The organism is Allobosea sp. 05T422_2, from assembly GCF_056396265.1.
The window spans coordinates 1-13,515 of the sequence record NZ_JBFTLD010000180.1 but is presented as its reverse complement, the minus strand read 5'-3'; the positions used below and the strand labels follow the sequence as shown (position 1 = coordinate 13,515).

At 65.0% G+C, this 13,515-nt stretch carries 13 protein-coding genes; 7 read left to right on the top strand and 6 right to left on the bottom strand.

From position 1 onward, the window contains the following. The first annotated feature begins 121 nt into the window (after positions 1–121). Positions 122–754, top strand: coding sequence for a MarC family protein (locus AC1DJT_RS25020; RefSeq protein ID WP_476835083.1), 633 nt, complete (start codon positions 122–124; stop codon positions 752–754). A gap of 132 nt (positions 755–886) precedes the next feature. Here AC1DJT_RS25020 and AC1DJT_RS25015 read toward each other — a convergent pair whose 3' ends face one another. Together AC1DJT_RS25015 and AC1DJT_RS25010 are read right to left on the bottom strand one after the other, a co-directional pair. Beyond that, complete coding sequence (locus AC1DJT_RS25015) at positions 887–2,065, bottom strand: E22 family MetX-like putative esterase (RefSeq protein ID WP_476835082.1); 1,179 nt, start codon at positions 2,063–2,065, stop codon at positions 887–889. Between the two features lie 90 nt (positions 2,066–2,155). Next, positions 2,156–3,271, bottom strand: a complete 1,116-nt coding sequence (locus AC1DJT_RS25010; RefSeq protein ID WP_476768352.1) for a M20 family metallopeptidase — start codon at positions 3,269–3,271, stop codon at positions 2,156–2,158. Between the two features lie 175 nt (positions 3,272–3,446). Here AC1DJT_RS25010 and AC1DJT_RS25005 point away from each other — a divergent pair, with 175 nt between their 5' ends. The 3 genes from AC1DJT_RS25005 to AC1DJT_RS24995 all read left to right on the top strand — a co-directional run bounded on the left by AC1DJT_RS25005 (position 3,447) and on the right by AC1DJT_RS24995 (position 4,834). Further along, a complete protein-coding gene (locus AC1DJT_RS25005; RefSeq protein ID WP_441505957.1) occupies positions 3,447–3,800 on the top strand; it encodes an ArsR/SmtB family transcription factor in 354 nt (117 codons plus the stop codon). Between the two features lie 2 nt (positions 3,801–3,802). Beyond that, the gene (locus AC1DJT_RS25000; RefSeq protein WP_441505958.1) at positions 3,803–4,297 is read left to right on the top strand and encodes an SRPBCC family protein; all 495 of its coding nucleotides are present in this window, start codon (positions 3,803–3,805) and stop codon (positions 4,295–4,297) included. Positions 4,298–4,399: 102 nt separating this feature from the next. After that, positions 4,400–4,834: a VOC family protein gene (locus AC1DJT_RS24995; RefSeq protein WP_441505959.1), complete on the top strand. Its 435-nt coding sequence runs from the start codon at positions 4,400–4,402 to the stop codon at positions 4,832–4,834. 482 nt (positions 4,835–5,316) lie between these two features. On the opposite strand, the gene AC1DJT_RS24990 is transcribed toward AC1DJT_RS24995, so the two are convergent. Continuing rightward, positions 5,317–5,853 carry a single-stranded DNA-binding protein gene (locus AC1DJT_RS24990; protein WP_441505960.1) on the bottom strand — a complete coding sequence of 179 codons (537 nt, stop codon included), beginning with the start codon at positions 5,851–5,853 and terminating at the stop codon, positions 5,317–5,319. A 396-nt stretch (positions 5,854–6,249) separates the two neighbouring features. Between AC1DJT_RS24990 and uvrA the strand changes: the two genes are divergently transcribed. Together uvrA and AC1DJT_RS24980 are read left to right on the top strand one after the other, a co-directional pair. Further along, positions 6,250–9,171: an excinuclease ABC subunit UvrA gene (gene uvrA / locus AC1DJT_RS24985; protein WP_441490033.1), complete on the top strand. Its 2,922-nt coding sequence runs from the start codon at positions 6,250–6,252 to the stop codon at positions 9,169–9,171. A 437-nt stretch (positions 9,172–9,608) separates the two neighbouring features. After that, positions 9,609–10,106: an invasion associated locus B family protein gene (locus AC1DJT_RS24980; RefSeq protein ID WP_441489723.1), complete on the top strand. Its 498-nt coding sequence runs from the start codon at positions 9,609–9,611 to the stop codon at positions 10,104–10,106. 33 nt (positions 10,107–10,139) lie between these two features. On the opposite strand, the gene AC1DJT_RS24975 is transcribed toward AC1DJT_RS24980, so the two are convergent. Then, a complete protein-coding gene (locus tag AC1DJT_RS24975; RefSeq protein WP_476769770.1) occupies positions 10,140–11,219 on the bottom strand; it encodes a citrate synthase/methylcitrate synthase in 1,080 nt (359 codons plus the stop codon). An 84-nt stretch (positions 11,220–11,303) separates the two neighbouring features. Between AC1DJT_RS24975 and AC1DJT_RS24970 the strand changes: the two genes are divergently transcribed. Continuing rightward, positions 11,304–12,449, top strand: a complete 1,146-nt coding sequence (locus tag AC1DJT_RS24970; protein WP_476769771.1) for a citrate synthase family protein — start codon at positions 11,304–11,306, stop codon at positions 12,447–12,449. A 19-nt stretch (positions 12,450–12,468) separates the two neighbouring features. Here the strand turns inward: AC1DJT_RS24970 and AC1DJT_RS24965 are convergent, their stop codons facing one another. Together AC1DJT_RS24965 and AC1DJT_RS24960 are read right to left on the bottom strand one after the other, a co-directional pair. Further along, complete coding sequence (locus AC1DJT_RS24965; protein WP_441505962.1) at positions 12,469–13,143, bottom strand: RraA family protein; 675 nt, start codon at positions 13,141–13,143, stop codon at positions 12,469–12,471. Positions 13,144–13,259: 116 nt separating this feature from the next. Beyond that, a partial coding sequence (locus tag AC1DJT_RS24960) for a phospholipase D-like domain-containing protein (RefSeq protein ID WP_476835081.1) occupies positions 13,260–13,515 on the bottom strand: 256 nt, incomplete at its 5' end.

Sequence of the window (13,515 nt, the reverse complement as noted above, 5' to 3'; positions counted from 1 at the left end):
GCCCTCCCACATTGCCGCCATGTTTGACCGGCGCGAGCGCGTGACGGAGCCGGAAAACCGCTCGGCAAATTTCGCTCCTACGCCTAGTGACGCGGGCTCGGCAGCATGCCTAAGCTCCACGATGTTCCTGGAATATCTCACCTCCGCCCTCGTCACACTGCTGGTCACCCTCGATCCGCCGGGTCTCGCACCGATCTTCCTGTCCCTGACGCGCGGCATGTCGGCCGACGAGCGCAGGCAGGTCGCGGTGCGCGCCTGCATCATCGCCTTCGGCATCATGGCCTTCTTCGGACTTGCGGGCGATATCGTGCTGAAGGCGCTCGGCGTCTCGCTGCCGGCCTTCCGCATCGCAGGCGGGCTGCTGCTGTTCTGGATCTCGTTCGAGATGGTGTTCGAGCGCCGCAACGAGCGCAAGCAGGCGACGGCCGAGACCGCAATCACTCTCGACCACATCCGCAACGTTGCCGCCTTCCCGCTCGCCATCCCCCTGATGGCAGGCCCCGGCTCGCTGACCGCAATGATGCTGCTCGCCGGACGCGCCAATGGCGATCTCGCCATGCTCGGCTCGCTGGCGGTCATCTGCGGGCTGGTGATCGCCTCATGCCTCGTGACCTTCCTCATGGCGACGCCGATTGCGCGCCTCCTTGGTGTCACCGGCAATGTCGTTCTGACCCGTCTGCTCGGCGTGATCCTTGCCGCGYTCGCCGTGCAATTCGTCATCGATGGCGTGCGGGCCGTGGTCGGAGGCGGCTAGGACGTGGCCGCCCCCCTTGAAAGGGGCATCACAGTCATGGCCAGGCTTGCCCGTTCATCGGCGCATGTGCCGCTCATCATCGTTCAAAGGCCCATGCCCTGTGCAGGACCGAGCATGAGACGCCGACGCGCCTCACTTCTCCAGGAAGGCCCGGATCGCCCCTTCGGCCTGCTTCATCGAGATGACGCCGTCGAGATGCCCACGCGAGCCCTGGATGGTGATGTGGGAGATGTCGACGCCGCCCTGCTTCATGCCATCGACCGTGCTGGCGATGGTATCCGCAGTGAAGACCAGATCCTTCGGCTGCGTGATCAGCAGCACCGGCGCCTTGATCTTCGACGCGCCATTGGCGAGCGAGGTTCCGCCAKCGGCAAAAAGCTGGTTGGCCTTCACGAGATAGAGGAAATGGTTCGCGTCTGACAGCTTGGCGCGCGCCTCACCGGCATYGTCGAGAATGCTCTGGACCTGGAACCTGTTTCCGAGCGCTTTGGCGGGGTCCTCACCTTCCTTGGCGGGCCTGCGCCCGAAGGTGCCATTGGTCCAGTCACGGTGGTTCGCCTGCAGCGTCACCACTGCCAGCGCCTTGGCGAGGCCGGCATTGGGCGGGGTGCCACCGTAATAGTCGCCCTTGTTCCAGTTGGGATCGACCAGGATCGGCGCCGCCCAGACATCGAGCCAGGCGATGAGCTGCGCATCGGCTTCGGCCGCGCCGATGACCGGCATCGCCTTGGCGACCATCTCCGGATGGCTTGCTGCCCATTCCCAGGTCTGGAGCGCGCCCATGGATGGGCCGGCGACCAGCGCCAGCTTCCTGATACCCAGGCTCTCGACCAGTGCCTTCTGGACATTGACGAAGTCGCCGACCGTGACGATCGGGAAATCGAGCGCGTAGGGCTTCCCGGTATCGGGATTGAGCGAAGCCGGGCCGGTGGTCGTCGTCTTCGGATCGCCGGTGTTGAGGTTCACCAGCGTATCGGAGGACAGGACGAAGTACTTATTGGTGTCGATCGCCTTGCCGGGACCGACAATCGCATCCCAGTAGCCTGGCGCGGCATCCCTTGCGTCGTACTTGCCGGCGGCATGCGAATTGCCCGAGAAGAAATGGCAGATCAGGATCGCATTCGACTTGTCGGCATTGAGCGTGCCGTAGCTCTCCCAGCCGACCTTGACGTTCTTGAGTGTGCGCCCGCCTTGCGTCGTGAAGCTCGGCAGCTCGAACACCTTCTTCTCGACCATCAGGTCCTGTGCCGCTGCCATTCCCGCCACCACCATGCAAGCAGCGCCAAGGGCGCCTGCGATCCAGTTCTTCATGCCGCTTCCCTTCCCAAGGACAGCCGTCACGCGGCCTTGGGAAGCATCAGAGCGGATTTCGGGCAGAAGCGGAAGCGGGAAGCCGAGCGCTCAGACCGTTTCGAGCAGCCCCTTGATCAGGGCTCGACGCGGTGCGATCGAGGAGATCAGGGCGTATTCCTCGAGCGTATGGGCGCCATTGCCGTCGATGCCGAGACCATCCAGCGTCGGCACGCCGAGCGCCGCCGTGAAATTGCCGTCGGAACCACCACCGGTCATCGGGCAGTCCTGAAGATCGAAGCCGACCTTCGCTGCAACGCCACGCGCTGTCTCGAACAACTGCGCGACCGTGCTCGACTTCTCATAGGGCGGCCGATTCATGCCGCCCGTCACCGTGATCTTCACATCGGGATCGCGGGGCGTGAGCCCAAGAATGCGGTTCTCCATCATCTGACCGTCGGCAAGCGTGGTGACGCGCACATCGACGCTGAACCAGGCATGCTGCGGAATCACGTTCGCCGCCGTGCCGCCGCCGATCAAGGCGACCGACATGGTGATGCCGCGCGCATAGTCCGTCATGCCCTCGATGGCGAGGATCTGATGCGCCGCCTCGCGGATGGCGCTGCGTCCGTCAGCATGGCGTGAGCCTGAATGGGCCGGGCGCCCCTCGAGCCTGACGTCGAAGCGGCCGACACCCTTGCGGGCCGTGACGATGCGGCCACCTTCGCGCGCCGGCTCGGTGACCAGCACCGCCGCCGACTGCCGCCCGATATCCTCGATCACCGAACGGGTGGTCGGCGAGCCGATCTCCTCGTCGGGCGTGAACAGGAAGATCATCGGCCGCTTGGCCGAGCCCGCCTTGGCCACATCCTTGAAGGCTTGCAGGGCGAGCCAGGCACCGCCCTTCATATCATAGACGCCAGGACCATAGAGCCTGTCGCCCTCGATCCGGACAGGCAAATCCTTGGCACTCGTCCCGACCGGGTGGACCGTGTCGAGATGTGACATGACCGAAATGGCCTTCTCGCCATTATCGAGCCCGGCCCTCAGGATCACGCTGTCTCCGAGGCCGTCGCGCCCCGGCAGGCGCTCGACCGCGATCGGCAGGCCTTCGACCTCCTTGGCGACGAGGTCCATCATGCCGTTCACGCCAGGAGCGTGATGGGTGGGGCTTTCCAGCGCGATCCAGACGGACAGGGCTGAGGCGGCGGGATCAGTGTTGCTCATGAGCGCTGCACATACGCCCGTTCCCCCATTGCGCACAAGGATTTCACACGCCGGGGCGGAGATGCCTGCCCCGCATGACAGATCGATCGGAAGGGCCGGGCTGCCCGCCCTCAGCCTTGACAACGGCTGCGCCACGTTAAATAACAACTACGTTATATAACCAATTGGTAATTAAATGACGCCATCCAGCCGGCTCGACACCACCTTCGCCGCCCTGGCCGATCCGACACGGCGGGCGATCCTGGCACGCCTCGCCCTTGGCGAGGCTTCGGTGACCGAGCTGGCCCAGCCCTTCGCTATGAGCCAGCCGGCCATCTCCAAGCATCTCAAGATGCTGGAGCGCGCTGGACTGATTTCGCGCGGACGGGACGCACAACGTCGCCCCTGCCGGCTCGAGCCCCAAGCTCTCGCCGACGCAAATGGCTGGCTCGAAGGCTATCGCCAGTTCTGGGAGACGACCTTCCAGCGCCTCGACCTCCTTCTCGACGAGATGAAGGCCGAGAAAGGCATGAAACCCAAAGGAGAGTGACGATGATGACGACCGCCGATCTGTCCGTCTCGACGCCCAGCGACCGCGAGGTCCTGATGACCCGCCTCTTCAACGCACCGCGCGAGCTGGTCTTCGAGGCCATGAACCGACCTGAGCTGCTGAAGAGGTGGTTGAGCGGCCCTCCAGGCTGGTCACTGCAGCATTGCGAGGTCGATTTTCGKGTCGGCGGCAGCTTCCGCCACGTCTGGCACGGACCGGACGGCACCGTGATGGGAATGGGCGGGATCTACCGCGAGATCGCGCGCCCTGAGCGTATCGTCCGAACCGAACTGTTCGACCAGGACTGGACCGGGGGCGAGGCCATCGCGACGCTGGTTCTGACGGAGCAGGCGGGCAAGACCGAACTCGCGCTGACCGTACTCTATTCCTCGCGCGAGGCCCGCGACGGCGCGCTGAGGAGCGGCATGAAGGAAGGCGTCGCCGCAAGCTACGGGAAGCTCGACACCCTGTTCGCTGAAAGGCGGCAGGCCGCCTGAGCCATTCCACCTGAGCCGTTTCACCGATCAGTTCCGGAAGCCCTGCACTCGCAGCATTCGGGCGACCGCCCCGCGCTCAGCAAGCAAGAGGAGGAGACGACCATGCAGAAGATCACCCCGTTCCTGTGGTTCGATGGCCAGGCTGAGGAGGCGGCAAAATTCTACACCTCCATCTTCAAGAATTCGAAGCTCGGCGGCGTCTCGCCTATGGCCGCATCCTTCGAGCTCGAAGGCCTGCAATTCACGGCACTCAATGGCGGCCCACGCTTCAAGTTCACGGAAGCGATCTCGCTCTATGTGAACTGCGAAACCCAGGACGAGGTCGATTACTACTGGGACAGGCTCGGAGACGGTGGACAGATCCAGCAATGCGGCTGGCTGAAGGACAGGTTCGGCATCTCCTGGCAGGTCATCCCGTCAGTGCTGCCCAAGCTGTTGAGCAGTCCCGAACAGGAGAAGGCCGGCCGGGCCATGCAGGCGATGATGCAGATGCAGAAGATCGACATCGCCGCGCTTCAGAGGGCCTATGACGGCTAAAGCATCGGCCCGAAAAGTAGATTGCGGTTTTCGGGAAAGCCGATGCAAACACAGAAGCTTAGAACATCGGACCGGATATGATATCCGGTCCGATGTTCTAAGCGGCGCGCAGTCACGGCTAGGCCCGGCGCGCGCGTCAGACGCGCCTGACGTTCTAGAAGGTCGGGAAGCTCCGCGCTCAAGTCCGTTCCTCAGCTTGCGCGACAGCGCAGCTTCAGCCCACTCGTTATTGCGGGTGCCCGATAGACGGTCCTTCGCGCCTGGACGGCGGTCGGGTCTGACTGCTCGAGCGCGAATAAATGCAATCTCGCACCGAGATTCGCGATCTAAGTCATCGAATGCCGCTTGCCGCTCTTGGCAATGATGGAGGGAGAGCCGCCCCGTCCTTCGGATACCAACAAAAAGGCCGCTCCGAACGGTCGGGAGCGACCTTCTGATCCTGAGGAGATTGCGATCCGCAAAGCGGTTCGCCCTCGCTTGCCCTAGAACGGGATATCGTCGTCCAGGTGGGTGCTCGACGAACGCCCGCCGCCGCCGCTGGACATAGCCGGCTGGCGCGAGCCGCCACCGCTGCCCATCGGGCTCGAACGCCCGAAGGAACCGCCGCCGCCCGAACGGTCCTCGACCGAACCGCCGCCCTCGCCATACTCGTCCGATCCGCCCTGCCCGCGGCTGTCGAGAATGGTGAGTTCGCCGCGGAAGCGCTGCAGCACGATTTCGGTCGTGTACTTCTCGACGCCGGACTGATCCTGCCACTTGCGCGTCTGGAGCTGGCCCTCGATGTAAACCTTCGAGCCCTTCTTCAGATACTGCTCCGCGACCTTGGCGAGATTCTCGTTGAAGATCACCACCGAGTGCCACTCGGTCTTTTCCTTGCGCTCACCGGACTGCTTGTCGCGCCAGGTCTCGGACGTGGCGATGCGCAGATTGACGACCGGCTCGCCGCTGCCGAGCCGGCGCACCTCGGGGTCGCGCCCGAGATTACCGACCAGAATGACCTTGTTGACGCTACCAGCCATGAGAGGCTCCATTTCCTGCGCACATCTGCAAATCCGATCGACGACCGGAGCCGGACCCTAGCGCCCGCAGACGTCACTATCAACAATGTTCTTGCTTTGTTCAAGCTCGTTTTGCAGAGTTGTCCCCTGTCTTCATCAGGATTCGCGAGGCAGCCGCCGGAGGTCGGACGAGCCTCGGCGGACGGCGGCACCGATCGCCAAACCGGACGCCCTACTCCTGACGCGAATTGTCAGGAGAAAGACAGCAGCCTATCCCGCTGCATGATATTCATGCCTGCCAGACCGCCGTGAGGCTGGCATGGCCGGGCATTTGCCCTATCTCTACGCCTTACCCGAACGGACGCCCCGATGGCCCGCAAGACCTCTTTGGCTGAACAAGCCGCCACGCTTGAGGACATGTTCGACCGCAACCGCGCGGCCGATCCGAATGCACGCGTGATTTCCGTGCGCGGCGCGCGCGAGCACAATCTCAAGAATGTCGACCTGGCGATTCCGCGCGACAAGCTCGTGGTCTTCACCGGCCTTTCAGGCTCGGGCAAATCCTCGCTCGCCTTCGACACGATCTACGCCGAGGGCCAGCGCCGCTATGTCGAGTCCCTCTCGGCCTATGCCCGCCAGTTCCTCGAGATGATGCAGAAGCCCGATGTCGACCAGATCGACGGGCTCTCGCCGGCCATCTCGATCGAGCAGAAGACGACCTCGAAGAACCCGCGCTCGACAGTCGGCACCGTCACCGAGATCCACGACTACATGCGCCTGCTCTGGGCACGTGCCGGCATCCCCTACTCGCCGGCGACGGGCCTGCCGATCGAGAGCCAGACGGTCAGCCAGATGGTCGACCGGCTGCTGGAGTTGCCGGAGAAGACGCGCGGCTATCTGCTGGCGCCCGTGGTGCGCGGTCGCAAGGGCGAATACCGCAAGGAACTGGCCGACTGGCTGAAGCGCGGCTTCCAGCGCGTCAAGATCGACGGCCAGTTCTACGAGATCCCGGACGCTCCCGCCCTCGACAAGAAGTTCAAGCACGACATCGACGTGGTGGTCGACCGCATCGTCATACGCCCCGACCTCGCCGCACGCCTGTCCGACTCGCTGGAACAGGCTCTGGAGCTCGCCGAGGGTATCGCGGTCTTCGAATATGCCGACGAGAAGGAGGAGAGCGGCGAGGCCAGGCGCATCACCTTCTCCTCCAAATTCGCCTGCCCCGTCTCCGGCTTCACCATCCCCGAGATCGAGCCCAGGCTCTTTTCATTCAACAACCCGTTCGGCGCCTGCCCGACCTGCGATGGTCTCGGCCACGAGATGCGCATCGATGCCAATCTGATCGTGCCCGACAATTCCATCTCACTGAAGAAGGGGGCGATCGCGCCCTGGGCCAAGTCGACCTCGCCCTATTACGGCCAGACACTGGACGCGCTCGCCAAGCATTTCGGCTTCTCGATGACCAAGCCCTGGTCCGAGCTGCCGAAGCAGGCGCACGATGCCATCCTGTTCGGCACCGGCACCGAGCCGGTGCGGTTCGCCTATAATGACGGCCTGCGCGCCTATGAGGTGAAGAAGCCCTTCGAGGGCGTCATCACAAACATGGAGCGGCGCTGGAAGGAGACGGAGTCCGACTGGGCGCGTGAGGAAATCGGCCGCTTCATGTCCGAGACGCCCTGCGCCGCCTGCAACGGTTTTCGCCTGAAGCCCGAGGCGCTGGCGGTGAAGATCGCCGGTAGTCATATCGGCGAGATTTCCCGCCTCTCGGTTCGCGATGCGCTGGCCTGGGTCTCCGATCTGCCGCGCCATCTCACGCCGAAGCAGACCGAGATCGCGACGCGCATCCTCAAGGAGATCCGCGACCGCCTGACCTTCCTGCTCGACGTCGGGCTGGAATATCTGACGCTGGCGCGCGGCTCCGGCACGCTCTCGGGCGGCGAGAGCCAGCGTATCCGCCTCGCCTCGCAGATCGGCTCGGGCCTCACCGGCGTCCTCTATGTGCTKGACGAGCCCTCGATCGGCCTGCACCAACGCGACAATGAGCGCCTGCTCGGGACGCTGCGGCGCCTGCGCGACCTCGGCAATACCGTGATCGTCGTCGAGCATGACGAGGACGCGATCCTGACCGCCGACTACGTCGTCGATGTCGGCCCCGGAGCCGGCATCCATGGCGGCGAGATCGTCTCGAAGGGCACGCCGGAGCAGATCCTGGCCGACCCGAACTCGCTGACCGGCCGCTACCTCACGGGCGAGCTCTCGGTGCCGGTGCCGGCCAAGCGCCGCAAACCGCAGAAGGGGCGTTCGCTCAAGATCGTCGGCGCCAGGGGCAACAACCTCAAGGACGTCTCCGTCGAGATCCCGCTCGGGCTCTTCACCTGCATCACCGGCGTCTCCGGCGGCGGCAAGTCGACGCTGGTCATCGACACGCTCTACAAGGCCGTCGCCCGCAAGCTCAACGGCTCGATCGAGCATCCCGCCCAGCATGATCGCATCGAGGGCATGGAGCATCTCGACAAGGTCATCGACATCGACCAGTCGCCGATCGGCCGCACCCCGCGCTCCAATCCCGCGACCTATACCGGCGCCTTCACGCCGATGCGCGAATGGTTCGCCGGCCTGCCCGAGGCGAAGGCGCGCGGCTATCAGCCGGGGCGCTTCTCCTTCAACGTCAAGGGCGGGCGCTGCGAAGCCTGCCAGGGCGACGGCGTCATCAAAATCGAGATGCATTTCCTGCCCGACGTCTACGTCACCTGCGATGTCTGCAAGGGCAAGCGTTACGACCGTGAAACGCTCGAGGTGAAATACCGCGAGCGCTCGATCGCGGATGTGCTCGACATGACCGTCGAGGAGGCGAAGGACCTGTTCAAGGCCGTGCCCTCGATCCGCGACAAGATGGAAACGCTCTCCCGCGTCGGCCTCGGCTATGTCCATGTCGGCCAGCAGGCGACCACGCTGTCCGGCGGCGAAGCCCAGCGCGTGAAACTGTCGAAGGAACTCTCGAAGCGTGCCACCGGCCGCACGCTCTACATCCTGGACGAGCCGACGACCGGCCTGCATTTCCACGATGTCGCCAAGCTCATGGAAGTGCTGCATGAGCTGGTCGAGCAGGGCAATACGGTGGTGGTGATCGAGCACAATCTCGAGGTCATCAAGACCTCCGACTGGATCATCGACATGGGTCCGGAAGGTGGCGATGGCGGCGGCGAGGTCGTGGCTCAGGGCACGCCGGAGGATGTCGTCAAGGTCAGCCGCAGCCATACCGCCCGGTTCCTCAAGGAGGTGCTGGAGCGCCGACCGCTGAAGAAGCCCGCCAAGGCCCCCGCACAAGCGGCGGAATAGGTGTCGAGGAAACGCCGGCTGGCGCCTTGATTCGCGTGAAATTGCACGACCGGCCATGTGCCTGCCGGTGAATTCCGGTCGTTCCAATCATCGAGCGCGGATGCGGCCCCTCCGCTCTGCGTACGGCCCGCGGGACGTAAGGCCCGAAGCTGACGCACCGAGGCGCACAGCCACGTCTCGCAGTCAGGTCTCACAGTCAGGGTAGACCGGCGCCAGTGTGTCCGTAGCCTGCGACGGCAACTTCGCGGAGCGCCGCTTCTTCCTCAACGTTACGCATCTCGCGACATTCCGCCGACTTTCGCCCCGCCGGGCGATGCCGAAAGCAGCCGCGGGCGCGTGCCGCTGCGCCGCAAGGTCGCACGCGCTTTCCGCCGCCTTGTTTACGCCTCGTTAGGCTTCAGGTTCCATCCCTTGAGAACACAAAAGGAGATGAAGCAATGATGAGACTGGCGATCCCGGCGACCTTCGTATTCCTCGCGGTTTCGACCGGAGCAATGGCGAATCCGGCCAAGCCGCTCGGTCAGTTCAAGAACTGGAATGCCTCGTCCTATGCGAGCGGTAATAGCCAACGTTGCTATATCTCCAGCAACCCAATCGCTGAGAAACCTGCCGAGCTTCGCCATGGYGACGTGTATTTCTTCGTCCAGAGCGGCGAGAGCGCTGGCCGCACGGAGTCGAGTTTCCAGACCGGGTACGACTTCGCCAAGGATTCGACCGTCGAGGTCACGATCGGCGAGGAGCGCTTCCGCATGCTGACCGCCGGCCGCAATGCCTGGCTCCAGCGCGTCGAACGCGAGGGCGAGCTGTTCGCGGCGATGAAGGCTGGYGACGAGATGGTGCTCGCAGCGCGCTCGGCCCGCGGCAATGAGACCAGCTACACCTTCTCGCTGGACGGCGTGACCGCCGCCTCGCGGCAACTGCAGCAATGCAGCTGATGGCGGCAGCCGACGCTCACGGCAGCGAGCCCATCAGGCAGCGCGTCTCGGCGCCGGACCGACATAGGTTGACTGCGGGCGAATGAGCCGACCGCCGGCAACCTGCTCCTGGGCATGGGCGATCCAGCCGATCGTCCGTCCCATTGCGAAGACGCAGGTGAAACTGTCGGGCGGGAATGCGAGCGCTTCGAGCAGGAGGGCGGTGTAGAATTCGACATTCGTCTGCAATGCGCGGTTCGGCTTCCGCTCACGAAGAATAGCCAAGGCGGCCTGCTCGACCGCCTCCGCGTAAGCGAGGCGGCCGGAATCCGTATCGAGCTGGCGTATCGCGCGCTTCAATGCGTCGGCACGTGGGTCACGCACGCGATAGACGCGGTGACCGAACCCCATCAGGCGATCACCGCGCTGCAACGCGGCTTCCAGCCAGGCTCGTGCGTTGCCCACCTCGCCGATCTGGTCGAGCATGTCGATCACCGGCCCGGGCGCTCCCCCATGCAGCGGGCCCTTCAGCGCACTCAGCCCGGCCAGCACGGCCGACCCCAGTCCTGCCTGCGTCGACGCGACGACACGGGCGGCGAAGGTCGAGGCATTCAGCCCATGATCGCAAACCGTGACGAGATAAGTATCCAATGCCGCGGCCTGCGCCGGGCTGGCTGCCTCGCCGCGCATCATCCGCAGGATATCGGCCGAGTGGCCCAACCGCCCATCGGGCATGATCGGTGCGAGCCCGCGCTGCAGCCGTATGATCGCCGGCGTGAAGACGGCCGGTGCCGCCAGGAGGCGCAARGCGGTCGCAGCATCATCGCCATCGGCCAACCGCGCCATCAGCGCGCGAAGCGCTTCGACCGGAGCTCGCCGGACAAGCGTCTCATCGAGACTGGCCACCTCGCCGAACACATCCACCCTGCCCTGGCCGAGCGCAGCTTCGAAGGCATCACCGGGCGGCAATGCGTCGAAGAAGCCAGTCAGCATCAACTGCGCCGCCTCGGCGAAGGTCACGCGGCCGGCAAGGTCGTCGAGACGATGCCCCCGGATGACCAGCTGGCCAGCTGCCCCGTCCACATCCGACAGGACCGTCTGTGCTGCAACGACATTTTCCAACCCATCCGACATCAGGCACTCCCTTGAAGAACTGCCTTGAGGATCGGTTCGGACCGAACTAGAATCAATCTTGAACAATAAAATCAATATATGGCAATGAGCGACTGGTTGACCGCGCAGGAGGTGATGACGCGTCTGCAGCTGAAGCCGCAGACGCTCTATGCCTATGTGAGCCGGGGGCGGATCGAAGCACGGGCGGATACCGGCGACCCGCGGCGCAGCCTCTACCGCGCTGCCGATGTCGCGCGGCTGGAATACCGGAAGTCACGAGGGCGACGAAACGCGGCGATTGCCGAGGACGCCATCGCCTGGGGCGAGCCGGTGCTGGCATCGAGCATCACGACGATCGCGCATGGGCGGCTGTGGTATCGCGGCCAGGATGCCGAAGCGCTGGCCCGGGCCGCCCGTCTCGAGGATATCGCCCGCCTGCTCTGGGCCTGCGGCGACGCGCGCTTTCCGCCCCAGTTCAATATCGTCGGCCCGGGAACCGGCAATCAGCGGATGTTCGCGATGATCGCGGCACGCGCCGCAGCAGACCCGGTAATCGGCAGCCGGACCCCGAAGGCCTTGTATTTCGAAGCAGCCTCGGTGCTGGACGCACTCGTCGATGCGGTTGCCGGCCGTCCCGGCGAAGGCCCCATTCATGACCGCATCGCGCGCGCCTGGGGTTGCGACCCGACGGGTGCCGATTTCATTCGTACCTGCCTCGTCCTGCTGGCGGACCATGAGCTGAACGCATCGACCTTCGCGGTCCGCGTCACCGCCTCGACACGGGCCTCGCTGGCTGCCTGCGTCCTGGCAGGGCTGTCCGCGCTGTCAGGCCCCTTGCACGGCGGCATGTCGGCCCGGGTTCGCGCCTTCTTCGGCGAAGCGCGGCGGGAGGGTGTCGAGGCCGCGGTCCAATCGCGGCTGGCGCTCGGGACGCCGGTACCGGGGTTCGGGCACCCGCTCTATCCCGAAGGGGATCCCCGGGCGCGGGGGCTGCTGTCGGCCTTCGCTCTTCCCGCCGAATACCAGGAGATTCGTCGCGTCACGGAAGCGATCACCGGCGACGTTCCGAACATAGACTTTGCCTTGACGGCCCTGGCTTCCACACTGGGCCTGCCGCAGGACGCCCCCTTTCAGATTTTCGCTGCGGCACGGTGCACCGGCTGGATCGCCCATGCCCTGGAGCAATTTCAGACTGGCCGCCTCATCCGGCCGCGAGCGCGCTATGTCGGGGTGGCGCCGGGCTCGGCGTGACCCGAAACGGAGGTGCCCGCTAGAGCACACCGTGCCGTTCGAAAACCGAGCGCAAGCTCGCGCCGGCGAGAAGCTCCTCGCGCGTCGTGTCCTCCGCCTCGATCTTGGCAAGGGCGAGCTTCACCACCTCCTCGGCAATGCGCTGCGGCACGACCACCACGCCATCGGCATCACCGAAGATAAAGTCGCCCGGCTCGACCCTTGCTCCGCCGACTTCGACGGCCTCGTCGACCGCCATCATCTCAGCCCGCCCCCTGGTGTCGAGCGGGCCGATGCCGCCATGGAAGAGCGGGAAGCCGAGCTCGCGGATGCGGCGCACGTCGCGAACCAGCCCGTCGGTCAGGCAGCCGGCGGCGCCGCGCACCATCGAGGCCGTGGTCAGGAGCTCGCCCCAGGGCGCGATCCGGTCGGTCGGCCCGTCGCAGGCCAGCACGGCAATCTCGCCGGGTTTCAGGCTGTCGATCAGATCCATCTCGAGCGCGTAGGGATTATGGCCCTCGGCAAGGTGATAGCGCTTCATGTAGAGCCCCGTCCGGGCGAAGCCGCAGAGCATCGTCGCGTCGTCGAGCGGCCGCACGAACGGCTTCACCGCCTGGTTGGGAAAGCCGAGCTGATCGAGCACATCGGAAAGGACAGCGGAGTAGAGCCTGCCCTTCAAGGTTTCCAGATCAGGCAGGGCGGTCAAGGCTGACATCGCGATCTCCTCATGCGGTGCCAGCTTCCGTCCGCCATTCCGGTGCGTCAAGCCGCTCGGAGTTCTGCTCGTGGAACAGGGCGGGTTCCATTCGACAGAAAATCGCTCTGGCGGATCTATAGCTGCGACTGGATCGGCAAGAGGCCGACGATGAACGCCAGCGCGCGGCGGGACGGGCTTGCATCCGGCTCATGTCCGAGACGCCGCGGCTTGCCGTCGCGCTTGCCGTTCCAGTGCAGGCCGCCATCCTCGAGCGAGAGCTCGTAACTGACTTCAGGCGCCGTATCAGCCCTGAAGAGCTGCCGCATCTCGGCCACCAGTGCGGGTTGTTCGAACAGCACCCCCATCTCGGTGTTCAGCGAGGCCGAGCGC

Bases quoted from the DNA above. Each gene is read 5' to 3' on its own strand.
- AC1DJT_RS24970 (WP_476769771.1), top strand. From the start codon at position 11,304: ATGAGCGACTGGTTGACCGCGCAGGAGGTGATGACGCGTCTGCAGCTG.
- AC1DJT_RS25010 (WP_476768352.1), bottom strand. From the start codon at position 3,271: ATGAGCAACACTGATCCCGCCGCCTCAGCCCTGTCCGTCTGGATCGCG.
- AC1DJT_RS24995 (WP_441505959.1), top strand. From the start codon at position 4,400: ATGCAGAAGATCACCCCGTTCCTGTGGTTCGATGGCCAGGCTGAGGAG.
- AC1DJT_RS24965 (WP_441505962.1), bottom strand. From the start codon at position 13,143: ATGTCAGCCTTGACCGCCCTGCCTGATCTGGAAACCTTGAAGGGCAGG.
- AC1DJT_RS25005 (WP_441505957.1), top strand. From the start codon at position 3,447: ATGACGCCATCCAGCCGGCTCGACACCACCTTCGCCGCCCTGGCCGAT.
- AC1DJT_RS24990 (WP_441505960.1), bottom strand. From the start codon at position 5,853: ATGGCTGGTAGCGTCAACAAGGTCATTCTGGTCGGTAATCTCGGGCGC.